A 17,631-nucleotide genomic window follows, 5' to 3' on the forward strand; every position below is an offset into this window, starting at 1 on the left:
CACCTATTCCCCCAGATGCCGCTTCAGAAAGGCAACGCTGTCCGCCAGCACCGGCCCCTTGCCCCGGAACGGCACCGAGAGCGCCATCACCACCTCCTCGTGATCGAGCGGGCCGTAGTTCCTCACCTCCACCGGCGCGCCGAGTTCGCGCAGCCGCGCGCCGAGGTTGTTGGCGTTCTTCGGCCGCACCGTCTCGTCGCCGTCCGAAGTGACGAGCAGCAGCGGGGGCGCATCCTTGCGGGCGAAGGCGATCGGCTGGGTCTCCTCCGGGCGCGGCCACTGGCTGAAGGCGGCGATGGCGCGCTCGGAGGTGAAGGGGTGGAAGTCGTAGGGGCCGGAGAGGCCCACGCCCGCCTTGATGGTCGCAGGGTCAGCCCCTGCCGCCGCCAGCCGCTCGGCATCCAGCGCCAGCATCACCGCCTGCCAGGCTCCCGCCGAATGGCCCATCACCGCCACCCGTGCCGGATCGCCCCGATAGCGGGCGATGTTGTCCTCCACCCACGCCACCGCCTCGGCCCCGTCCTCGAGGAAGGCGGGAAAGAGCACCTGCGGCACCTTGCGGTAATCGGGGATGACCACGAGAAATCCGGCCTTCGCCAGCGCGCGCCCGGCGAAAGCATAGGAGGTGCGATCCCCCTTGGCCCAGCCGCCGCCGTACCAGAAGATCACCACCGGCAAGGGCGCCTTCGCCATGTCGTTGGGCGCCCAGATGTCGAGCCTCTGCCCGTGGCTGCCGAAGGGCACGCCCTCCGCCGCCGGGTACGAGCCCTCGCGCCCGCCCGCCAGCCGGTCGTAATGCGACAGCAGCCGCGGCGGGGACACGAAGGCCAGCATCCCGCCGATCACCCCTGCAAGCGCGAGAACGCCAAGCGCCGCCGCACGCAGCATCAGACCACGTAATGGGCGGTGGTGGTGGCGGCGATGTCCTCTGCGGTGACACCCGGCGCCATCTCGATGAGGCGGAAGGGCTCGCCCTTGGCGGGGCGCTGGAACACGGCGAGGTTGGTGATGATCATGTCGACCACCCCCGCGCCGGTCAGCGGCAGGGTGCAGGCGGGGATGAACTTCGGCGTCCCGTCCTTGGCGGTGTGGTCCATCACCACGATGATCTTCTTGACGCCCGCGACGAGGTCCATCGCCCCACCCATGCCCTTGATCATCTTGCCCGGGATCATCCAGTTGGCGATGTCGCCGTTCTCCGCCACCTCCATCGCACCCAGCACGGTCAGGTCGATATGCCCGCCGCGAATCATCGCGAAGCTCGTCGCGCTGTCGAAATAGGCGCTGTGCGGCAGCTCGCTGATGGTCTGCTTGCCCGCATTGATGAGGTCGGGATCGACCTCGTCGTCATAGGGGAACGGCCCGATGCCGAGCATCCCGTTTTCGCTCTGGAGCGTCACCATCATCCCTTCGGGGATGTGGTTGGCGACCAGCGTCGGGATGCCGATGCCGAGGTTGACGTAATAGCCGTCCTTCAATTCGCGGGCGGCGCGCGCCGCCATGTCGTCGCGGGTCCAGCCGGGGGCAAGCGTCGTCGTCATGGTGCCGTGTCTCCCTCGGCGGTCAGCAGCGGATCGGTGAAGAACCAGCCGTCGCCGATGATCGGCTCGAGCAGCGCGCCGGCTTCGGGGGTCTTCAGGTAGCGGAAACGGTCGTCGAAATCGGGGCGTTCGTCGCCGCCGATGGCGATGATGCAGGAGGTCGCCGCGAGGCTCTCGCGCCGGGTCTGCTTGTCCTCGTCACGGCGCAGCGAGATGATGTCCTCGCCGCGCGGATCAAGGCCCGACTGCGCGAGCGCGTCGCGCAGGGCGCCGGACTGCTCGACCGGGAGATCGGAGATCCATGCGATCACCACGCGCGCCTCGCGCAGCACGGCGAAACCGAGGATCGTGCTCTGCCGCCGGGCGGGCGTCGCGGGCACCGCAAAGACCCCGCCGGCAGGATCGAGGTCGATCAGGACCACCGGCTGCACGCCGGGCGCACAGCGGCGGCGCTGGCCGTCGAGCGCGTAGGGATCGCTGAGCATGGCCGACAGCATCCCCGTCTCGGGCCCGCGGGAGAGCGACACGGCGCGGCCATAGCGGACCAGCCGGGCAAAGCCGGTGGTGCGGGTCGTGTCGGTCGCGGGGGTGTTTTCCGCGGCCGCGGGCTGGGGCGCGGGAGCCGCAGCCACCACGGCGGGCGCGGGAGCAGAGGCAGGCGAGGCGGCCGCCGGTGCCGAAGCAACCGGCGCAGGCGCGCGCGGCGGGGCGGGAGCCGCCACGGGAGCCGGAGCGGGTGCAGGGCTCGGGGCCTGCCGCGCCGCGTCGTCTTCATCGCCCGGGCCGACGATCTCGCGGCCCGCGAGTGCCGACCCGGCCAGCGCCGGGATCGCCACCGCCACGCAGCCGCTCAAGGCTGTCCCGGCGAGGGCCAGCAGCGGCAGAAGCACGAGATTGCGCTTCGTCATCACGCGGCCTCCCGTTCCCGCACGGTGCGGAACTCGATCTTCTTGTCGTAGGGCGCGCCGCAGACGATGCGGTTCACGAAGACGCCGGCAAGGTGGATCTGGTCGGGATCGAGGCTGCCCGCCGGCACCACCTCCTCGACCTCGGCCACGCAGATCTTCCCGCAGGTCGCGGCGGGCAGGTTGAAATTGCGCGCGGTCTTGCGGAACACGAGGTTGCCGGTCTCGTCGGCCTTCCACGCCTTGACGATCGACAGGTCGGCGAAAATGCCGTGTTCGAGGATATAGGTCTGCATCACCCCGTCGCGATCGGGGAAGTCCTTGTGCTCCTTGCCCTTGGCGACCTCGGTGCCGACGCCGGTGCGGGTGTAGAAGCCGGGAATGCCCGCGCCCCCGGCCCGCATCCGCTCGGCCAGCGTGCCCTGCGGGCAGAACTCGACTTCCAGCTCGCCGGCCAGATACTGCCGCTCGAACTCCTTGTTCTCGCCGACATAGGAGCTGATCATCTTCCTGACCTGCCGCGTGCGCAGCAGCTTGCCGATGCCCTCGTTGTCGATCCCGGCATTGTTGCTGGCGAAGGTCAGGCCGGTCACGCCGCTGTCGCGAATCGCGTCGAGCAGTCTTTCGGGGAGGCCGCAAAGGCCGAAGCCTCCGGCGGCGATCAGCATGTCGTTGCGCAGCACGCCCTCGAGCGCGCTGGCGGCATCGGGATAGAGCTTGGTCATCGGGCCTGCCTGCTATCTGTTGTATCGTGCAAGGACGATCCCTCTCTCGGGGACAGGCAGTGATTAGTGCGTTCCGGCGAGGCTGTCACGCCCGCGCGCACGACAAAGTCGAATCGCGATTCATGTTGCGATGCAATAGGGTCTGGAGGCGCCATTCGTGCCCACTCTTTGAGCGATTGCCACCAAAATAGGCAGCAATTTGCAAGTTTGCGCACAAACTTGCATCGTTAAGGCACTTGATTGCGTTCTTTGCATCTTTCCGGGTATCTTTCGCACTTGCACAATGTCCCGGTTTGCGCCATTAAGAAGCTGCCTTTCAGGCATCCTCTCCCAAACTTTTCAAGCCCGGCCTCGTGCCGGGCTTTTTTCTTGCCTGCGGTCCGGCCACCAGCCCCGCCCGCCGCGCCGCCGATTGCATTCGATTGGCGCGCTTCCTAGCTATCGGTCCTGCAACCCCAGCACAGGAACGCCCGATGGCCGACGCCGAAACCGCCGCCCCCGCCCGCACCGTCCGGCTCCAGGTCGCCCCTGCGCGGCAGGAGGAATCCGGCGCCGGGATCGCGCGGATGCCGCGCAGCGCCTTCCAGAAGCTCGGGATCACCGAGGGCGACGTGGTCGAGATCCGGGGCAAGCGCGTCACCGCCGCGATCGCCATGGCCGCCTACCCCGAGGACGATGCGCTCGACGTGGTGCGCCTCGACGGCCTGCAGCGCGGCAATGCGCAAGGGGGGTCGGGCGAGCATGTCGAGATCGCCCGCGGCGAATCGCGCCCCGCCACCCGCGTGGTCTTCGCCCCCGCCCAGCGCGAGATGCGGCTCCAGGGGCCGACCCAGGCCTTGAAGCGCAACTTCTTCCGCCGCCCGCTGGTCGCCGGCGACCTCGTCGCCACCACCGGCCAGCAGCCGGTGCAGAACATGCCCGCCGACGTGCGCCAGCTGCTGCGCGCGCCGGCCTATGCCCTGACCCAGATCCGCCTCACCGTGGCTTCGACCAGCCCCAAGGGCATCGTCCACATCGACGAGAACACCGAGGTCGAGCTGCGCGCCGAGTTCGAGGAACCGCGCGATGGCCGCGCCGTCGTCAACTATGACGATGTCGGCGGGATGGAGGAGACCATCCGCGCCCTGCGCGAGATGGTCGAGCTGCCGCTGCGCTATCCCGAACTCTTCATCCGCCTCGGGGTCGAGCCGCCCAAGGGTGTGCTGCTCCACGGCCCGCCGGGCACCGGCAAGACCCGCCTTGCGCAGGCCGTCGCGAACGAGAGCGACGCCGAGTTCTTCACCATCAACGGGCCCGAGATCATGGGCTCGGGCTATGGCGAATCCGAGAAGCGCCTGCGCGAGGTGTTCGAGGAGGCGACCCGCGCCGCACCCGCAATCATCTTCATCGACGAGATCGATTCGATCGCTCCCAAGCGCACCCAGGTGCCGGGCGAGGCGGAGAAGCGCCTCGTCGCCCAGCTGCTGACGCTGATGGACGGGCTGGAGCAGCGTGCCAACCTCGTTGTCATCGCAGCGACCAATCGTCCCGATGCCATCGACGAGGCGTTGCGCCGTCCGGGCCGCTTCGACCGCGAGATCGTGATCGGCGTCCCCGACCAGCGCGGGCGGCGCGAGATCCTCGCGATCCACACCCGCGGGATGCCGCTTGAGCAGGCCGTCGACCTCGACGAACTCGCCCGCGTCACCCACGGCTTCGTCGGCGCGGATATCGCCGCGCTGGCCCGCGAGGCCGCAATCGAGGCGGTGCGCCGTATCATGCCGCGCCTCGACCTCGACGAACGCACCATCCCGCCCGAGGTGCTGGAAGACCTGTGCGTCACCCGCGACGATTTCCTCTCCGCCCTCAAGCGCGTCCAGCCCTCGGCGATGCGCGAGGTGATGGTGCAGGTGCCGAACATCGGCTGGGACGACATCGGCGGTGCGGGCGATTCGGTCGACAGGCTGAAGGAGGGGATCGAGCTTCCCCTCAAGAACCCCGACGCCTTCCGCCGCCTCGGCATCCGCCCGGCCAAGGGCTTCCTGCTCTACGGCCCACCGGGCACCGGCAAGACCCTGCTGGCCAAGGCCGTCGCCAAGGAGGCGGAGGCGAACTTCATCTCGATGAAATCCAGCGACCTGCTGTCGAAATGGTACGGCGAGAGCGAGCAGCAGATCGCCCGCCTCTTCGCCCGCGCCCGCGCGGTCGCGCCTTGCGTGGTCTTCATCGACGAGATCGATTCGCTGGTCCCCGCGCGCGGCTCCGGGCAGGGCGAGCCGCAGGTCACGGGGCGGGTGGTCAACACCATCCTCGCCGAGATGGACGGGCTGGAGGAGCTGCAATCGGTGGTGGTGATCGGCGCCACCAACCGGCCGACGCTCGTCGATCCCGCCCTGCTGCGCCCCGGCCGCTTCGACGAGCTGGTCTATGTGGGCACCCCCGACAAGGCTGGGCGCGAGCACATCCTGAAGATCCACACGGCGAAGATGCCGCTGGGCGAGGATGTCGATCTGGCGGGCCTTGCCGCCGAGACCGACCGCTTCACCGGGGCGGACCTCGAAGACCTCGTGCGCCGTGCGGGCCTAGCCGCCCTGCGCCGCGTGGGGGGCGAGGTGAGCGCGGTCGAGGGCCGCGACTTCGCCGCCGCGCTCAAGGATTCGCGCGCCACGGTGACGCCCGAGATGGAGAGCGAATACCTCAAGATGCGCGGCGAGCTGAAGAAGCGCGCGGCGGCGGTGCAGCCGATCGGCTTCCTCTCGCCCGAGATGCTGACCCCGACGCGGGAGAAAAAGCACGATTGATGCGGGCTTCCGCGCGCGCGGTGCCTAATGCGCCGCGTCCCACGACAGCCCGGTGCCGATCTCGACCCCGAGCGGCACCGTCAGTTCCACCGCAGGCAGCGCGGCTTCGGCCATCACCTGCCGGATGATCGGCGTGGCGGCCTCGACGCGGGCTTCGGGCAGCTCGAACACCAGTTCGTCGTGCACCTGCAGCAGCATCCGCACATCGTGCAGCCCCGCCTCGGCCAAGGCAGGCAGCATCCGCGCCATCGCGCGCTTGATGATGTCGGCGCTGGTGCCCTGGATCGGCGCGTTGATCGCGGCGCGCTCGCTGCCCTGCCGTTCGGCCTGGTTCTTGGAATTGATCCGCGGGAACCACGTCTTGCGGCCGAACAGCGTCTCGGAATAGCCGCGCGTCCGCACGCTCTCGAGCGTCTCGTGGATATACCTCTGGATGCCCGGGAAGCGCTGGAAATAGGTGTCGATCATCGCCTGCGCCTCGTCCGGCTCGACTTCGAGCCGCGCGGCGAGGCCCCAGCGGCTGATGCCGTAGAGGATCGCGAAGTTGATCGTCTTGGCCCGGGCGCGGGTGTCGCGCGTCACCTCGCCGAACATCTCCTGCGCGGTGCGGGCGTGGATGTCCTCGCCGTGGGCGAAGGCCTCCTTGAGGCTCGCGACATCGGCCATGTGCGCGGCGAGGCGCAGTTCGATCTGCGAATAGTCCGCCGCCAGCAGGACGTTGCCGGCTTCGGGCACGAAGGCCTCGCGGATCTGGCGGCCGATGGCGGTGCGGATCGGGATGTTCTGGAGGTTCGGATCGGTCGATGACAGCCGCCCGGTCTGCGCGCCGACGAGCGAGTAGCTGGTGTGGACGCGGCCCGTATCGGGGTTGATCGCCTCCTGAAGCGCATCGGTATAGGTCGACTTCAGCTTCGCCAGCTGCCGCCATTCGAGCACCAGCCGGGCGATGGGCGCGCCTTCCGCCGCGAGCTTCTCCAGCACGGTCACGTCGGTCGAATACTGCCCGCTCTTGCCCTTCTTGCCGCCCTGGTAGCCGAGCTTGTCGAACAGGATGTCGCCCAGTTGCTTGGGGCTGCCGACGGTGAACTCCTGCCCGGCGGCGGCGTGGATCTCGCCCTCCAGCCGGGCGATCTCGCGCGAGAATTCCTCCGACAGCTTCGCCAGCCGCGCGCGGTCGACCTTGATGCCCTCGCGCTCCATGCGGGCGACGACGGGGATCAGCGGGCGGTCGACGCGCTCGTAAACCCGGCTGCCGCCCTCGATGGCGAGGCGCGGCTTGAGGTGGCAATGGAGCCGCCAGGTGATGTCGGCATCCTCGGCGGCATAGGCAGTGGCGCGCTCGAGCGGCACCTCGTTGAAGCCGATCGCCTTCTTGCCGGTGCCGCACAGGTCCTTGAACGGGATCGGGGTGTGGCCGAGGTGGCGCTGCGACAGCTCGTCCATCCCGTGCCCGCCGCCGATGCCTTCCTCCGAGCGGCCTGCGTCGAGCGCGAAGCTGATCACCATCGTGTCGTCGATGGGGGCGACCGCGATCCCGCGCCGGGCGAGGATGTTGAGATCGTACTTGCCGTTCTGGAACACCTTGAGCACCGCCTGGTCCTCGAGCAGAGGCTTCAGCGCGGCGAGCGCGGCGGCCTCCTCGATCTGCTCGGGGCGCTCGGCGAACATGTCGCTGCCACCGTGGCCGAGGGGAATGTAGCAGGCATCGTTGGGGCCGAGGGCAAGGCTGATGCCGCACAGCCCGGCGCGCATCGGATCGAGCGAGGTGGTTTCGGTGTCGACCGCCACCATCTGCGCGGCGCGGGCGCGCGCGATCCACGCCTCGAGCCGCTCCATCGTCTGCACCGTCTCGTAGGCCGCGTGGTCGATCGCGGCGAAATCGGGGAGAGGCTGGCGGTTCGCCTCCCCTGCCCCGGCACCGTTCGCCCCGGCGGTGGTGGGCTTGGGCGGATTGAGCTGCACCGAAGGCGACGGACTCCCCGCCCCCGCATCCAGCCGACGCAGCAGCGAGGTGAAGCCGTGCTCGGTCAGGAAGGCCGCGAGCGGCGCGGGCGGGACCGGGCCGAGCTTCATCTCCTCGAGCGGCTGGGGGAGGTCGCAATCTTCCTTGAGCGTGACGAGGATCTTGGAAAGCTCGGCATCGCCGCGCCCTTCGATCAGGCGCTCCTTGAGCTTGCCGGCCTTCATCGCGGGGGCAGCATCGAGCGCGGCGGTGAGCGAGCCGTGCTCGGCAATCAGCTTGCTCGCGGTCTTGGGGCCGATGCCGAAGATGCCGGGCACGTTGTCGACCGAATCGCCCATCAGCGCCAGCACATCGCCCACCAGTTCCGGGCCGACGCCGAACTTCTCCTCGACCTCGGGGAGCCAGATGCGCTGGTTCTTCATCGTGTCGAGCATGTCGATGCGGGCCGGACCGTCCGGGCCGTCCACCTCGGAGATCAGCTGCATCAGGTCCTTGTCGGAGGAGACGATGGTCACGTCCCACCCCCGGCGCTGCGCCTCGCGGGCGTAGGAGGCGATGAGGTCGTCGGCTTCCAGCCCCTCGACCTCGATGCAGGGCAGGCTGAAGGCGCGGGTGGCGTCGCGGATCAGCGGGAACTGCGGCTTCAGGTCCTCGGGCGGTTCGGGGCGGTTGGCCTTGTAGTGTTCGTAAAGCTCGTTGCGGAAGCTCACGCCGCTCGCATCGAGGATCACCGCGAGGTGCGTGGGGCCGTCGGCCGCGTCGAGATCGGCGGCGAGCTTCCACAGCATCGTCGTGTAGCCGTAGACCGCACCAACCGGTGTGCCTGCGGGGTTCGTCAGCGGCGGCAGGCGGTGATAGGCCCGGAAGATGTAGGACGAACCGTCGACGAGATAGAGATGCTGCTTATCGGCCATGCCGCCTGCTAGCAGGCGCGGGCGGGTGCGGGTAGAGGTTTGGGCGGGCGCCTCTTGTGTGAATTGTGGCCGAATTGCGGCAAGATTGAGGCGCCTTGCCTCATTTGATCTTGTCACGCCCCTGCCCCGTCCCTAGCTTGGCACACGAACCGGACGAGAGAGAACCCGGTCGCCGCGCCCGTCTGCAAGGGTCGCGTGTCATCCGCAGGAACATAAGGAAACACATCATGCGCAAGATCATCCTCGCTGCCGCCATCGCCACCTCGGCGCTCGGCCTCGCCGCGTGCAGCAACAACACCGAAACCGAAACCGAAGAAGCCGTCGACGCGATGGCCGCCGACGCCGAAGCCAATGCCGACAGCGCGGGCGAAGCCATCGAAGGCGCGACCACCGAAACCGCGACCGACGTCGAAGCGGCTGCCGACGGCGCCGCTGCCTCGGCCGAGCGCACCGCCGACGAAATCGCCGCCGACGCCGCCAACGTGGCTGCGGAAGCCGAGGAAGCCGCCGAGTAATCCGGCGCTCCCCGCCACCGCGGACGGAAAAGGAAAAGGGCGGCTGCCGCGAGGCGCCGCCCTTTTTCATGGCCGCTATCCGCGAGGAAGGGCGTCAGCCGCCGGTGGCGTAGGGGGCGCTCGCCCAGTTGCGGGTCGGGTTGGCCTGGGCCTTGACCGCGAAGCCATCGTAGAGCGCACGCGCAATCGCGGCGATCCGCTCCTCGCGGGCGAGCTTGCTGCCCTGCCCGGTGACGTAGATCGCGACCGCGATCACCCGCCCGTCGGGACATTCGATCAGGCCGATGTCGCTCGAGGTGTTGTTGAGCGAGCCGGTCTTGTGGCTGACCCGCGCCTCGAGCGGGATATGCGCCGGGATACGGCGCTTGCCGGTGACGGTGCGGCTCATGGCGGAAAGGATCACCCGGCGGCTCTCGTCGGAGAGATACTCGCCCCGGTAGAGCCCCGCGAGCAGGCGCACCATCGCGCGCGGGGTGGCGGCATCCCGGGTGTCGATGTGGGTCGCGGGGTTGTATTCGCCGTCGTCGCGCACCAGCGTGGCGATGTCGCGATTGATCGAGAAGGGCGCGATGCCCTTGCGCTGCATCCATGCGTTGACCGCCTGCGGCCCGCCGACCGCCGCCAGCAGCGCGTCGGTGGCGGGGTTGGACGAGCGGGTGATCATGATCTCGATCAGGTCGATCGCCGGCATGTACTGCCCGGGACGCACCGGCGCGCGGGCCGAGGAGAACTTGGCCGAGGCGACGGGCATCATCAGCGGGAATTCGCTGGTGAGCGAATAGCGGCCCTGCTCGACCAGCTCCATGAAGGTCGCGGCGACCGCGATCTTGCTGGTCGAGGCCATCGGGAACAGCTGGTCGCCGAGCACCATCACTTCCTCGCCCGTGGCAAGGTCAATGGCGGCAACGCCGATGCGGCCCATCGCCGGATTGGCGAGATCGGCGATGCGCTGCTCGAAGCTCGAAGCGTAGATCGCATCGAAGCTCTGCGGCTGGCGGACCTGGGTGCCGAAGGTGCTGTCGAAGGTGGCCTGGAGCTCGTCTTGGCTCGCCGCTGCCGGACTGGCGAGCGCCGCGAGCGAGGCGGCAAGGCCGGTCAGGACGGCGAGGAAGCGGGGGCGTGCCATGCGCAAAGAATACTCCAACAGGGTTGCGGCGGGCTTAACGGCCGGACTTATCCACGCCCGACTCGGCGCGGCAAGGGGGCAATTTGCCGCTTGCGATGAACGGTGCGCCGCCCACGACCGGCTCGCCGCACCGCCGGTCGGCGCGGGGCGACACGGCAAGCCCTTGCTCGACCATGATAGCAGGTTCGTCGATTGGGCTCTTGCGGCACCTCGGAGGCACTTGACTGCACGCGGGGCTGCGGCAGTCTGGCGGTCAAGACCGATCCAAGGGGACCATCCATGACCGATACCGCCACCCGCGCCGCCGCGCGCGCCGTCGTTGCCGCCCTGCTGCTCTCCGCCTCGGGCCTCGCCCATGCGCAGAGCGTTCCGATCGTGCAGCCGGGCGCGCCGGGCAAGGCGAGCAGGACGCTCTCCGCCGACGAGGCGACCAAGCTCGCGCAGGCGAGCTACACGCCGTCGGACGTCGCCTTCATGCAGCAAATGATCGTCCACCACCAGCAGGCGGTCGACATGGCGAAGCTGGTCAAGGACCGCACCAACACCGAGGAACTCAAGACCATCGCCGGCCGGATCGAATCCTCGCAGGCCGACGAGATCGCCTTCATGCGGGCCTGGCTCAAGGAGCGCGGCGAGCCGGTCGAGGACCCGGCGATGAAGGGCCACGGCCACCACATGCACCACATGATGAAGGGCATGGCCTCGCCCGAGGACATGAGGGCGCTGGCTGCGGCCAAGGGCACCGATTTCGACCGGAAGTTCCTGACCCTGATGATCGCCCACCACGACGGCGCGCTCGACATGGTGGAGACACTGCTCGACGAGGACGGCACCGCCGCCGATCCGGTGCTGTTCCAGTTCGTCGGCGACGTCGAGAGCGAGCAGAAGGCCGAGATCGGCAAGATGGACAAGCTGCTCGCCAGCCTTTCGAGCGATCCGCGCTCGGGCCTTGCGGCGGGCTTCGACAATGCCGGCGAGGCGATCATGGGCCTCACCAAGGTTGCGAGCCTGAGAAAGCCCGCGGGCTTCTTCAACCCCGCCAACCCCGCCGACCTGCGCCCGCCGGTGCCGCCCAAGAAGGGCAAGGAGGAGAAGGCCGAAGCCGCGCCCGCGCCCGCCGCCGGGACCGCTCCGGCCGCCACCCCGCCCGCGCGGGAGGAGGAAGACCTCACCGAATTCGCCGAGCGTTCGCCGCTGCTCGACTTCGCCAACACCGACATGGCCTTCTTCGGCGATGTCATGGTCGCGGGCTCCTATCACGGCTTCAACATCTACAAGCTCGGCGCCGACGGCGTGCCCAACCTGATGAGCTCTGTCGTGTGCCCCGGCGGGCAGGGCGACGTGTCGGTGGCGGGCAACATCCTCGTCATGAGCGTCGAGCAGACCCGCGGGCGGATCGACTGCGGGCTCGAGGGCGCCCCGGGCAAGGTCAACGAGGAACGCTTCCGCGGCCTTCGCATCTTCGACATCTCCGATCTCGCCCGCCCGGTGCAGGTCGGCGGGGTGCAGACCTGCCGCGGCAGCCACACCCACTCGATCGTCAGCGCCGACGACACGCGCCTCATCGTCTACAACTCGGGCACCGCCGGCATCCGCGACGAGAAGGAACTGGCGGGCTGCATCGGCGGCACCCCGGGCGACACGCGCACCGCGCTGTTCTCGATCGACGTGATCGAGATTCCGGTGGCGGACCCCTCCAAGGCCCGGATCGTCAAGAGCCCCCGCGTCTTCGCCGACGAGACCACCGGCGAGATCGCCGGCCTGTGGAAGGGCGGCGACCACGGCGACGGCACCCAGAACACCTCGCGCACCGACCAGTGCCACGACATCACCGTGTTCCCCGCATTGAAGCTGGCGGCGGGCGCGTGCTCGGGCAACGGCATCCTATTCGACATCGCCGATCCGCTGAACCCCAAGCGCATCGACGTCGTCACCGACACCGGCTTTGCCTACTGGCACTCGGCGACCTTCAACAATGACGGCACGAAGGTGATCTTCACCGACGAATGGGGCGGCGGCGGGCGTCCGCGCTGCAAGGCGAGCGACCCCAAGACCTGGGGTGCCAACGCGATCTACGACATCGTCGACGGCAAGCTGGTGTTCCGCGCCCACTACAAGATGCCCGCACCCCAGACCGACAAGGAAAACTGCGTCGCGCACAACGGCTCGATCATCCCGGTCCCGGGCCGCGATCTGTTCGCGCAGGCGTGGTACCAGGGCGGCCTTTCGGTGATGGACTTCACCGACAGCGCCAATCCCAAGGAGATCGCCTATTTCGACCGCGGGCCGATCGACATGAAGCAGATGGTGCTGGGCGGCTACTGGTCGGTCTACTGGTACGGCGGCCACATCTACGGCACCGAGATCAGCCGCGGGATCGACGTTTTCGCCCTCGCCCCGTCCGAGCACCTGACCGAGGCCGAAATCGCCGCCGCGAAGGCCGCCAAGTTCGAGGACAACCGCTTCAACCCCCAGACCCAGACCCGCGTGACGTGGGACGCTGCCACCATCGAAGCGGCGGAAGCGAGCCGCAAGGGGGGCTAGGGCGCTCCCGACGCCCCGCCGCCCGGGCAAAACCCGGGGTGGCGGGGGTGCCGGGGCCGCCGTGACGAGGGTTGCGACGGGAGAGAAATGGTGATGCTCGCAATAGTCCTGCTCTCCCTCGCCGCCAGCGATCCGCAGCCGCCCCCGCGCGCGGTCTTCGAACAGCCGCCGGTGGCCGTCGAGCCGGAGGGGCCGGTCGAGGCCGTGCTGCTCCACCCCCTGTTCCGCGAACCCTTCGTCTGCGGCGATCACGCGGCGGGGGAAGAGGCGATCGCCGGCGATGCGCTCGGCACGGATTGCCAGATCATCGGCGACACGCGCGGCGCGGGCCGCGGCTTCGGCCGGCTCTACCGGACCGACGGCAAACGCAACGAGGACTGGTATTCCTGGGGCGCCGAGGTGCTCGCCCCGGCCGACGGCGTGATCGTCGGTCTACTGCCCAATCCCCGGGTCAACGAACCCGGCACGAGAGGCAAGCCGCCCGCAGGCCTGCTCCAGATCCGGACCCCCGGCGGGGCGGTGATCCTGATGGCGCACCTCACCGATTTTGCGGTCGCGCCGGGAGACAGCGTCACCGCGGGACAGGTGGTCGCGCGGGTTGGCAACAATGGCCCTTCCTATGCACCCCACGTCCACGTGGGCGCCTCGCGCGGTGCCACGCCGCTCCAGATCCGCTGGGACCAGAAGGCGATGGGAGCCACCCCCTGAGGCCGGCCGCAAGCCGGGCATGATCCGCCCTTTGCGCCAGCGGCCGGCACTCCCGAAACCCGACCTTTCTCGCGCTTTCCTACCGGCGGGCTTCCCGCTAGCCTCGGGCGGTTCTTTCGCATTGTCGATGCCGCGCGCCATCGCCGCGCAAGGCTGTCCAGCTCCCCGTCAGGGCGAGAAAACGCAGAACACGGTGTCAACTTCGGTTTTGCCGAGCAACACGCTGAAATGTCACCCGAAATCCCGTAGGAAATCGAAGTTTACAGTGTCAACTTTGTAAACTTCGCCCTAGCCTTCCGCCGCCTGCTTCTTCTCGAGCCACGGGCGCAAGGGGAAGAGCCACTGCTCCTTGATCGACAGCCGCTTGCGATCGTCCTGCCCGACAATCGCGCTCTCGCCTTCCTTGTAGGTGCCGAACACCCTATCCCAGAAGATCACCGAATTGCCGTAGTTGCAGCGCGTGTCCTCGTAGCTGAGGGCGGTGTGGTGCAGCGAGTGGTTGCGGATGGTGGTGAAGAAGAAGCCGTACCAGATCGGCGGATCGGCCTTGACGTTGGCGTGGGCATAGGTCGCGATGGCGCCCCCGACGGTGAAGCTGGCGAACAGGGCGTTGAGATCGACATCGAGCAGCGCGGTCACCCCGAGGCTGATCAGGAACAGCTCGATCGGATTGCCGATATAACCCTTCATCGCGTTGAGCTGGGTCACGTGGTGGTGCGGTGCGTGGGTCAGCCACAGGGGCGTCCAGTTGTGCATCGCGCGGTGCATCCAGTACTGGCCGAACTCGAAGGTGAACAGCACCACCATGACCTGCACGAGGAAGGGCAGCTCGGCGAGCCAGGGGGTGCCGATGCCCCAATCCGCCTTCAGTTCGCGCAGGGGCGAGTTGACCAGCGTGTCGGAGAGATAGCCGATCACGAGGAAGCCGAAGGCGGTGTAGAAGATGTCGGTCGCGAGCTCCGTGCGGTTGATGCGCCAGCCCTCGTGCCGCTCGAACACCAGCTCGAGCAGCTGGACGAAGACGATGGTGGTGACCGCGACCAGCGGGAGCGTCCAGGGTTGCTCGACAAGGCCGGCAGGCGCGAGGCCCCAGAAGGCGAGGATCGCCGCAAGCGTCGCGGGCGGCAGAAGGTTGACGAGAGACTGTTTCACCGGATCGCACCCCAATTTGGCCCCACGCTGTAGGGCCGCGTCCCGGAGCCGGAGAATACGCCATTCTGCGCAGGGCGTCGAGAGGGGGCGCCGGTCACGCCCGGGCGGCGACCTCGGCGGCGTCGAAATAGTGGATGCTCAGGGTCTTCAGGAGCCCGTCCTCGAAGGTGCCGGCCTCGCAGATCGTCTGGGTGAAGGGCTCGGAGCCGTCCTTGGGGTGCATGGTGAGGCGGATCACCATCACCGCATGGGTCTCGCCCCCGGTGCAGTCGAGGATCTCGAGGTGGGTGTTCGCCCAGGTGCCGTACATGGCGGCGGCGCAGCGCTGGAGCGCGTCCCTGCCCCGCCACTCGCCCGCGAAGGGCAGCGAGTTCGCCTCGTAGAGCACGAAGTCGGGGTGGATCAGCGCCTCGACCGCGTCCCAGTCGCGGGTGCCGGCGGTGGCGTAGACCTTCGCCAGCATTTCCCGGGGACTAGCCACGATGATCAGCCCTCCTCGATCGTGCCGATCAGATCGCCAACCTTGTAGACCGCGCCTTCCTCGCCGGTGGGGTGGATGATCCCGCTGGCTTGGGCCTCGATCTCTGTGGTGCTCTTGTCGGTCTCGACGGTGTAGATGATGTCGCCCTTCGCGACCCGCTCGCCATCGCCGAACATCCATTCGACGAGGGTCATTTCGACGGCGCTCATGCCGAGCTTGGGGATGCGGATTTCCGTGGCCATTAGAGCTTTCCGAGAGAGGCTTTGATCTGTTCGACGATCTGCGGCTTGGTCGGGATCCACGCCTGTTCGAGGTGGCTGGCGAAGGGCACTGCCGAGAAGGTCCCGCCGATGCGCCGCACCGGGCCCTTGAGCTGGTCCCAGCACTTCTCCTGGATGTTGGCGGCGAGTTCCGCCCCGGTGCCGAAGGGCCGCACCGCCTCGTGCAGGGTGAGCGCGCGGCCCGTCTTGCGAACCGATGCCAGCACCGTCGCCTCGTCGTAGGGGGCGATGGTCCGGAGGTCGACGACCTCCACGCTGATGCCCTCCTTGGCGAGGTCCTCGGCCACCGCGAGCGCGTCGAGCACGGTGCGGCCATAGGTGATGATCGAGATGTCGGTCCCCTCCCGCGCAACCGCCGCCTTGCCGAGCGGCACGCGGTAGCCCGGGCCCGGGTCTTCCGCCTTGAGGCCGTAGCACAGGATGTTCTCGATGAAGATCACCGGGTCATTGGCGTCGATCGAGGCGCGCATCAGCCCGCGCGCGTCGGCGGGGTTGGACGGCGTCACCACATGGATGCCCGCGACGTGCGCGAACCACGCCTCGAGCATGTCCGAGTGCTGCCCGCCGAAGCCGACGCCCACGCCGGTGGTGGTGCGGATCACGATCGGGCACGGGGTCTGCCCGCCGCTCATGAAGCGAAGCTTGGCGGCGTGGTTGACGATCTGGTCCATGCACACGCCGACGAAGTTCATCAGCATGATCTCGGCGATAGGCCGCTGCCCGGCGAGCGCCGCGCCCACCGCCGCACCGACGATGGCGGTCTCGGAGATCGGCGTCGCGCGGATGCGGTGTTCGCCATATTTCTCGGTCAGGCCGGCGGTGACCTTGAACACCCCGCCGCCCTGCTTGGCGGAAACGTCCTCGCCGAGGCAGAAGACGCCCGGATCCTCCGCCATCGCCTCGTCGATCGCAAGGTTCAGCGCCTGGGTCATGGTGATCTGGGCCATCAGGCGGTCTCCTCCAGCACGTCCTTGTAGATTTCGTCGGTATCCGGCAGCGGGGCGGCGAGCGCGTGTTCGACCGCTGCGTTGATCTGGGCATCGATGTCGGCGACGATCGCGTCCAGCTCTTCCTCGGTGAACTGGTAGTCGAGCATCACCTTGCGCAGCTTGGGCAGCGGGTCCTCGGCCTTCATCTCGGCGATGTGCTCGGGCGGCATGTAGCTGAAGTCGCTGCCGAAGAAGTGGCCCATCATGCGGTAGCACATGGCCTCGACCAGCGTCGGCCCCTCGCCGCGGCGGGCGCGGTCGACCGCTTCCTTCACCGCCGGGTAGATCTGATGGACATCATTGCCGTCGACCGTCACCCCCGGCATCCCGTAGCCCGCCGCGCGGCTCGCGATGTTGGGGCTGTCGGTGTGGTCGGCATAGGCGGTGTGCTCGCCGTAGCGGTTGTTCTGGCACAGGAAGACGACCGGCAGCTTGTAGAGCTGGGCCATGTTCATCGCTTCGTGGAAGCCGCCGATATTGGCCGCACCGTCGCCGAAGCTGACGAGGGTCACGCGCCCGTCGCCGTTGTTCTGACTCGCCATGGCGAGGCCGTTGGCGATCGGAAGGCCCGAGCCGACCACGCCGGTCGTCACCATGATGCCGGTCTCGGGATCGGTGATGTGCATGGTGCCGCCCTTGCCCTTGCAGGTGCCTGTCGCCTTGCCGAGGCATTCGCCCCACCACTTCTCCATCGGGATGCCCTTGGCGGTCTGCTCGCCCTGCCCGCGATAGGTGCAGACGACGTAATCGTCCTTCTCCAGCGCCGCCATCGCCGCGGCCGAGACCAGCTCCTGCCCGCGCACGCAGTAATACATCACCGCGACCTTGCCGCCCATCAGCAGCTCGCGGAACTTCTCGTCGGTGCGGTTCACCTTCATCGTGCGGGTGTAGATGTCGAGCAGCTTGTCGCGGTCGATCTGCGCCATGTCTTCCTTACCTTCCAAGGTTCCGTTCGTGTCGAGCGAAGTCGAGACACCCCGCTTGCATGCCTCTCGACGACGCTCGAG

The 17,631-nt window shown here is 68.3% G+C and carries 15 protein-coding genes; 4 read left to right on the top strand and 11 right to left on the bottom strand.

Annotation, left to right across the window (positions count from 1 at the left end; translation table 11 throughout):
- Positions 1 to 3: 3 nt before the first annotated feature.
- The 4 genes from CBR61_RS01345 to CBR61_RS01360 are packed head-to-tail and all read right to left on the bottom strand — an operon-like array spanning position 4 to position 3,171.
- Positions 4 to 888: an alpha/beta hydrolase gene (locus CBR61_RS01345; protein ID WP_088912748.1), complete on the bottom strand. Its 885-nt coding sequence runs from the start codon at positions 886 to 888 to the stop codon at positions 4 to 6.
- Positions 888 to 1,541 (bottom strand): CoA transferase subunit B, encoded by a 654-nt coding sequence (locus CBR61_RS01350; protein ID WP_088912749.1) that lies wholly within the window; start codon positions 1,539 to 1,541, stop codon positions 888 to 890. The genes CBR61_RS01345 and CBR61_RS01350 overlap by 1 nt, the downstream gene beginning before the upstream one ends.
- The gene (locus CBR61_RS01355; RefSeq protein WP_088912750.1) at positions 1,538 to 2,449 is read right to left on the bottom strand and encodes a hypothetical protein; all 912 of its coding nucleotides are present in this window, start codon (positions 2,447 to 2,449) and stop codon (positions 1,538 to 1,540) included. Before CBR61_RS01355 ends, CBR61_RS01350 begins: the two co-directional genes overlap by 4 nt.
- Entirely contained in the window at positions 2,449 to 3,171 is a 723-nt protein-coding gene (locus CBR61_RS01360) for a CoA transferase subunit A (RefSeq protein ID WP_088912751.1), read from the bottom strand. The genes CBR61_RS01355 and CBR61_RS01360 overlap by 1 nt, the downstream gene beginning before the upstream one ends.
- Positions 3,172 to 3,644: 473 nt before the next feature.
- On the opposite strand from CBR61_RS01360, the gene CBR61_RS01365 reads away from it, so the two are divergent.
- The gene (locus tag CBR61_RS01365) at positions 3,645 to 5,951 is read left to right on the top strand and encodes a CDC48 family AAA ATPase (RefSeq protein ID WP_088912752.1); all 2,307 of its coding nucleotides are present in this window, start codon (positions 3,645 to 3,647) and stop codon (positions 5,949 to 5,951) included.
- Positions 5,952 to 5,975: 24 nt separating this feature from the next.
- Here the strand turns inward: CBR61_RS01365 and polA are convergent, their stop codons facing one another.
- Positions 5,976 to 8,828: a DNA polymerase I gene (polA, locus tag CBR61_RS01370; protein ID WP_088912753.1), complete on the bottom strand. Its 2,853-nt coding sequence runs from the start codon at positions 8,826 to 8,828 to the stop codon at positions 5,976 to 5,978.
- Between the two features lie 227 nt (positions 8,829 to 9,055).
- Here polA and CBR61_RS01375 point away from each other — a divergent pair, with 227 nt between their 5' ends.
- Positions 9,056 to 9,343 (top strand): hypothetical protein, encoded by a 288-nt coding sequence (locus tag CBR61_RS01375; protein ID WP_088912754.1) that lies wholly within the window; start codon positions 9,056 to 9,058, stop codon positions 9,341 to 9,343.
- Between the two features lie 94 nt (positions 9,344 to 9,437).
- Here CBR61_RS01375 and CBR61_RS01380 read toward each other — a convergent pair whose 3' ends face one another.
- Entirely contained in the window at positions 9,438 to 10,469 is a 1,032-nt protein-coding gene (locus CBR61_RS01380) for a serine hydrolase (protein WP_088912755.1), read from the bottom strand.
- A gap of 279 nt (positions 10,470 to 10,748) precedes the next feature.
- Here CBR61_RS01380 and CBR61_RS01385 point away from each other — a divergent pair, with 279 nt between their 5' ends.
- Together CBR61_RS01385 and CBR61_RS01390 are read left to right on the top strand one after the other, a co-directional pair.
- Entirely contained in the window at positions 10,749 to 13,013 is a 2,265-nt protein-coding gene (locus CBR61_RS01385) for a DUF305 domain-containing protein (RefSeq protein WP_088912756.1), read from the top strand.
- Between the two features lie 87 nt (positions 13,014 to 13,100).
- Positions 13,101 to 13,721: a M23 family metallopeptidase gene (locus tag CBR61_RS01390; RefSeq protein WP_088912757.1), complete on the top strand. Its 621-nt coding sequence runs from the start codon at positions 13,101 to 13,103 to the stop codon at positions 13,719 to 13,721.
- Positions 13,722 to 14,009: 288 nt separating this feature from the next.
- Here CBR61_RS01390 and CBR61_RS01395 read toward each other — a convergent pair whose 3' ends face one another.
- The 5 genes from CBR61_RS01395 to CBR61_RS01415 all read right to left on the bottom strand — a co-directional run bounded on the left by CBR61_RS01395 (position 14,010) and on the right by CBR61_RS01415 (position 17,550).
- Positions 14,010 to 14,873, bottom strand: coding sequence for a sterol desaturase family protein (locus CBR61_RS01395; protein WP_088912758.1), 864 nt, complete (start codon positions 14,871 to 14,873; stop codon positions 14,010 to 14,012).
- A gap of 94 nt (positions 14,874 to 14,967) precedes the next feature.
- Positions 14,968 to 15,354 carry a nuclear transport factor 2 family protein gene (locus CBR61_RS01400; protein ID WP_157696460.1) on the bottom strand — a complete coding sequence of 129 codons (387 nt, stop codon included), beginning with the start codon at positions 15,352 to 15,354 and terminating at the stop codon, positions 14,968 to 14,970.
- Between the two features lie 5 nt (positions 15,355 to 15,359).
- The gene (locus CBR61_RS01405) at positions 15,360 to 15,596 is read right to left on the bottom strand and encodes a biotin/lipoyl-containing protein (RefSeq protein WP_088912760.1); all 237 of its coding nucleotides are present in this window, start codon (positions 15,594 to 15,596) and stop codon (positions 15,360 to 15,362) included.
- On the bottom strand, positions 15,596 to 16,582 hold the full coding sequence (locus CBR61_RS01410) for an alpha-ketoacid dehydrogenase subunit beta (RefSeq protein WP_088912761.1): 987 nt from the start codon (positions 16,580 to 16,582) through the stop codon (positions 15,596 to 15,598). Before CBR61_RS01410 ends, CBR61_RS01405 begins: the two co-directional genes overlap by 1 nt.
- On the bottom strand, positions 16,582 to 17,550 hold the full coding sequence (locus CBR61_RS01415) for a thiamine pyrophosphate-dependent dehydrogenase E1 component subunit alpha (RefSeq protein WP_088912762.1): 969 nt from the start codon (positions 17,548 to 17,550) through the stop codon (positions 16,582 to 16,584). The genes CBR61_RS01410 and CBR61_RS01415 overlap by 1 nt, the downstream gene beginning before the upstream one ends.
- Between the last annotated feature and the right edge of the window lie 81 nt (positions 17,551 to 17,631).

The organism is Porphyrobacter sp. CACIAM 03H1 (assembly GCF_002215495.1).
GTDB lineage: Bacteria > Pseudomonadota > Alphaproteobacteria > Sphingomonadales > Sphingomonadaceae > Erythrobacter.

Excerpts from the sequence above, each read along its gene's own strand:
- CBR61_RS01390 (WP_088912757.1), top strand. The coding sequence starts at position 13,101 with ATGGTGATGCTCGCAATAGTCCTGCTCTCCCTCGCCGCCAGCGATCCG.
- CBR61_RS01405 (WP_088912760.1), bottom strand. The coding sequence starts at position 15,596 with ATGGCCACGGAAATCCGCATCCCCAAGCTCGGCATGAGCGCCGTCGAA.
- CBR61_RS01350 (WP_088912749.1), bottom strand. The coding sequence starts at position 1,541 with ATGACGACGACGCTTGCCCCCGGCTGGACCCGCGACGACATGGCGGCG.
- CBR61_RS01345 (WP_088912748.1), bottom strand. The coding sequence starts at position 888 with ATGCTGCGTGCGGCGGCGCTTGGCGTTCTCGCGCTTGCAGGGGTGATC.
- polA (WP_088912753.1), bottom strand. The coding sequence starts at position 8,828 with ATGGCCGATAAGCAGCATCTCTATCTCGTCGACGGTTCGTCCTACATC.
- CBR61_RS01360 (WP_088912751.1), bottom strand. The coding sequence starts at position 3,171 with ATGACCAAGCTCTATCCCGATGCCGCCAGCGCGCTCGAGGGCGTGCTG.
- CBR61_RS01380 (WP_088912755.1), bottom strand. The coding sequence starts at position 10,469 with ATGGCACGCCCCCGCTTCCTCGCCGTCCTGACCGGCCTTGCCGCCTCG.
- CBR61_RS01410 (WP_088912761.1), bottom strand. The coding sequence starts at position 16,582 with ATGGCCCAGATCACCATGACCCAGGCGCTGAACCTTGCGATCGACGAG.
- CBR61_RS01355 (WP_088912750.1), bottom strand. The coding sequence starts at position 2,449 with ATGACGAAGCGCAATCTCGTGCTTCTGCCGCTGCTGGCCCTCGCCGGG.
- CBR61_RS01365 (WP_088912752.1), top strand. The coding sequence starts at position 3,645 with ATGGCCGACGCCGAAACCGCCGCCCCCGCCCGCACCGTCCGGCTCCAG.
- CBR61_RS01385 (WP_088912756.1), top strand. The coding sequence starts at position 10,749 with ATGACCGATACCGCCACCCGCGCCGCCGCGCGCGCCGTCGTTGCCGCC.
- CBR61_RS01375 (WP_088912754.1), top strand. The coding sequence starts at position 9,056 with ATGCGCAAGATCATCCTCGCTGCCGCCATCGCCACCTCGGCGCTCGGC.
- CBR61_RS01415 (WP_088912762.1), bottom strand. The coding sequence starts at position 17,550 with ATGGCGCAGATCGACCGCGACAAGCTGCTCGACATCTACACCCGCACG.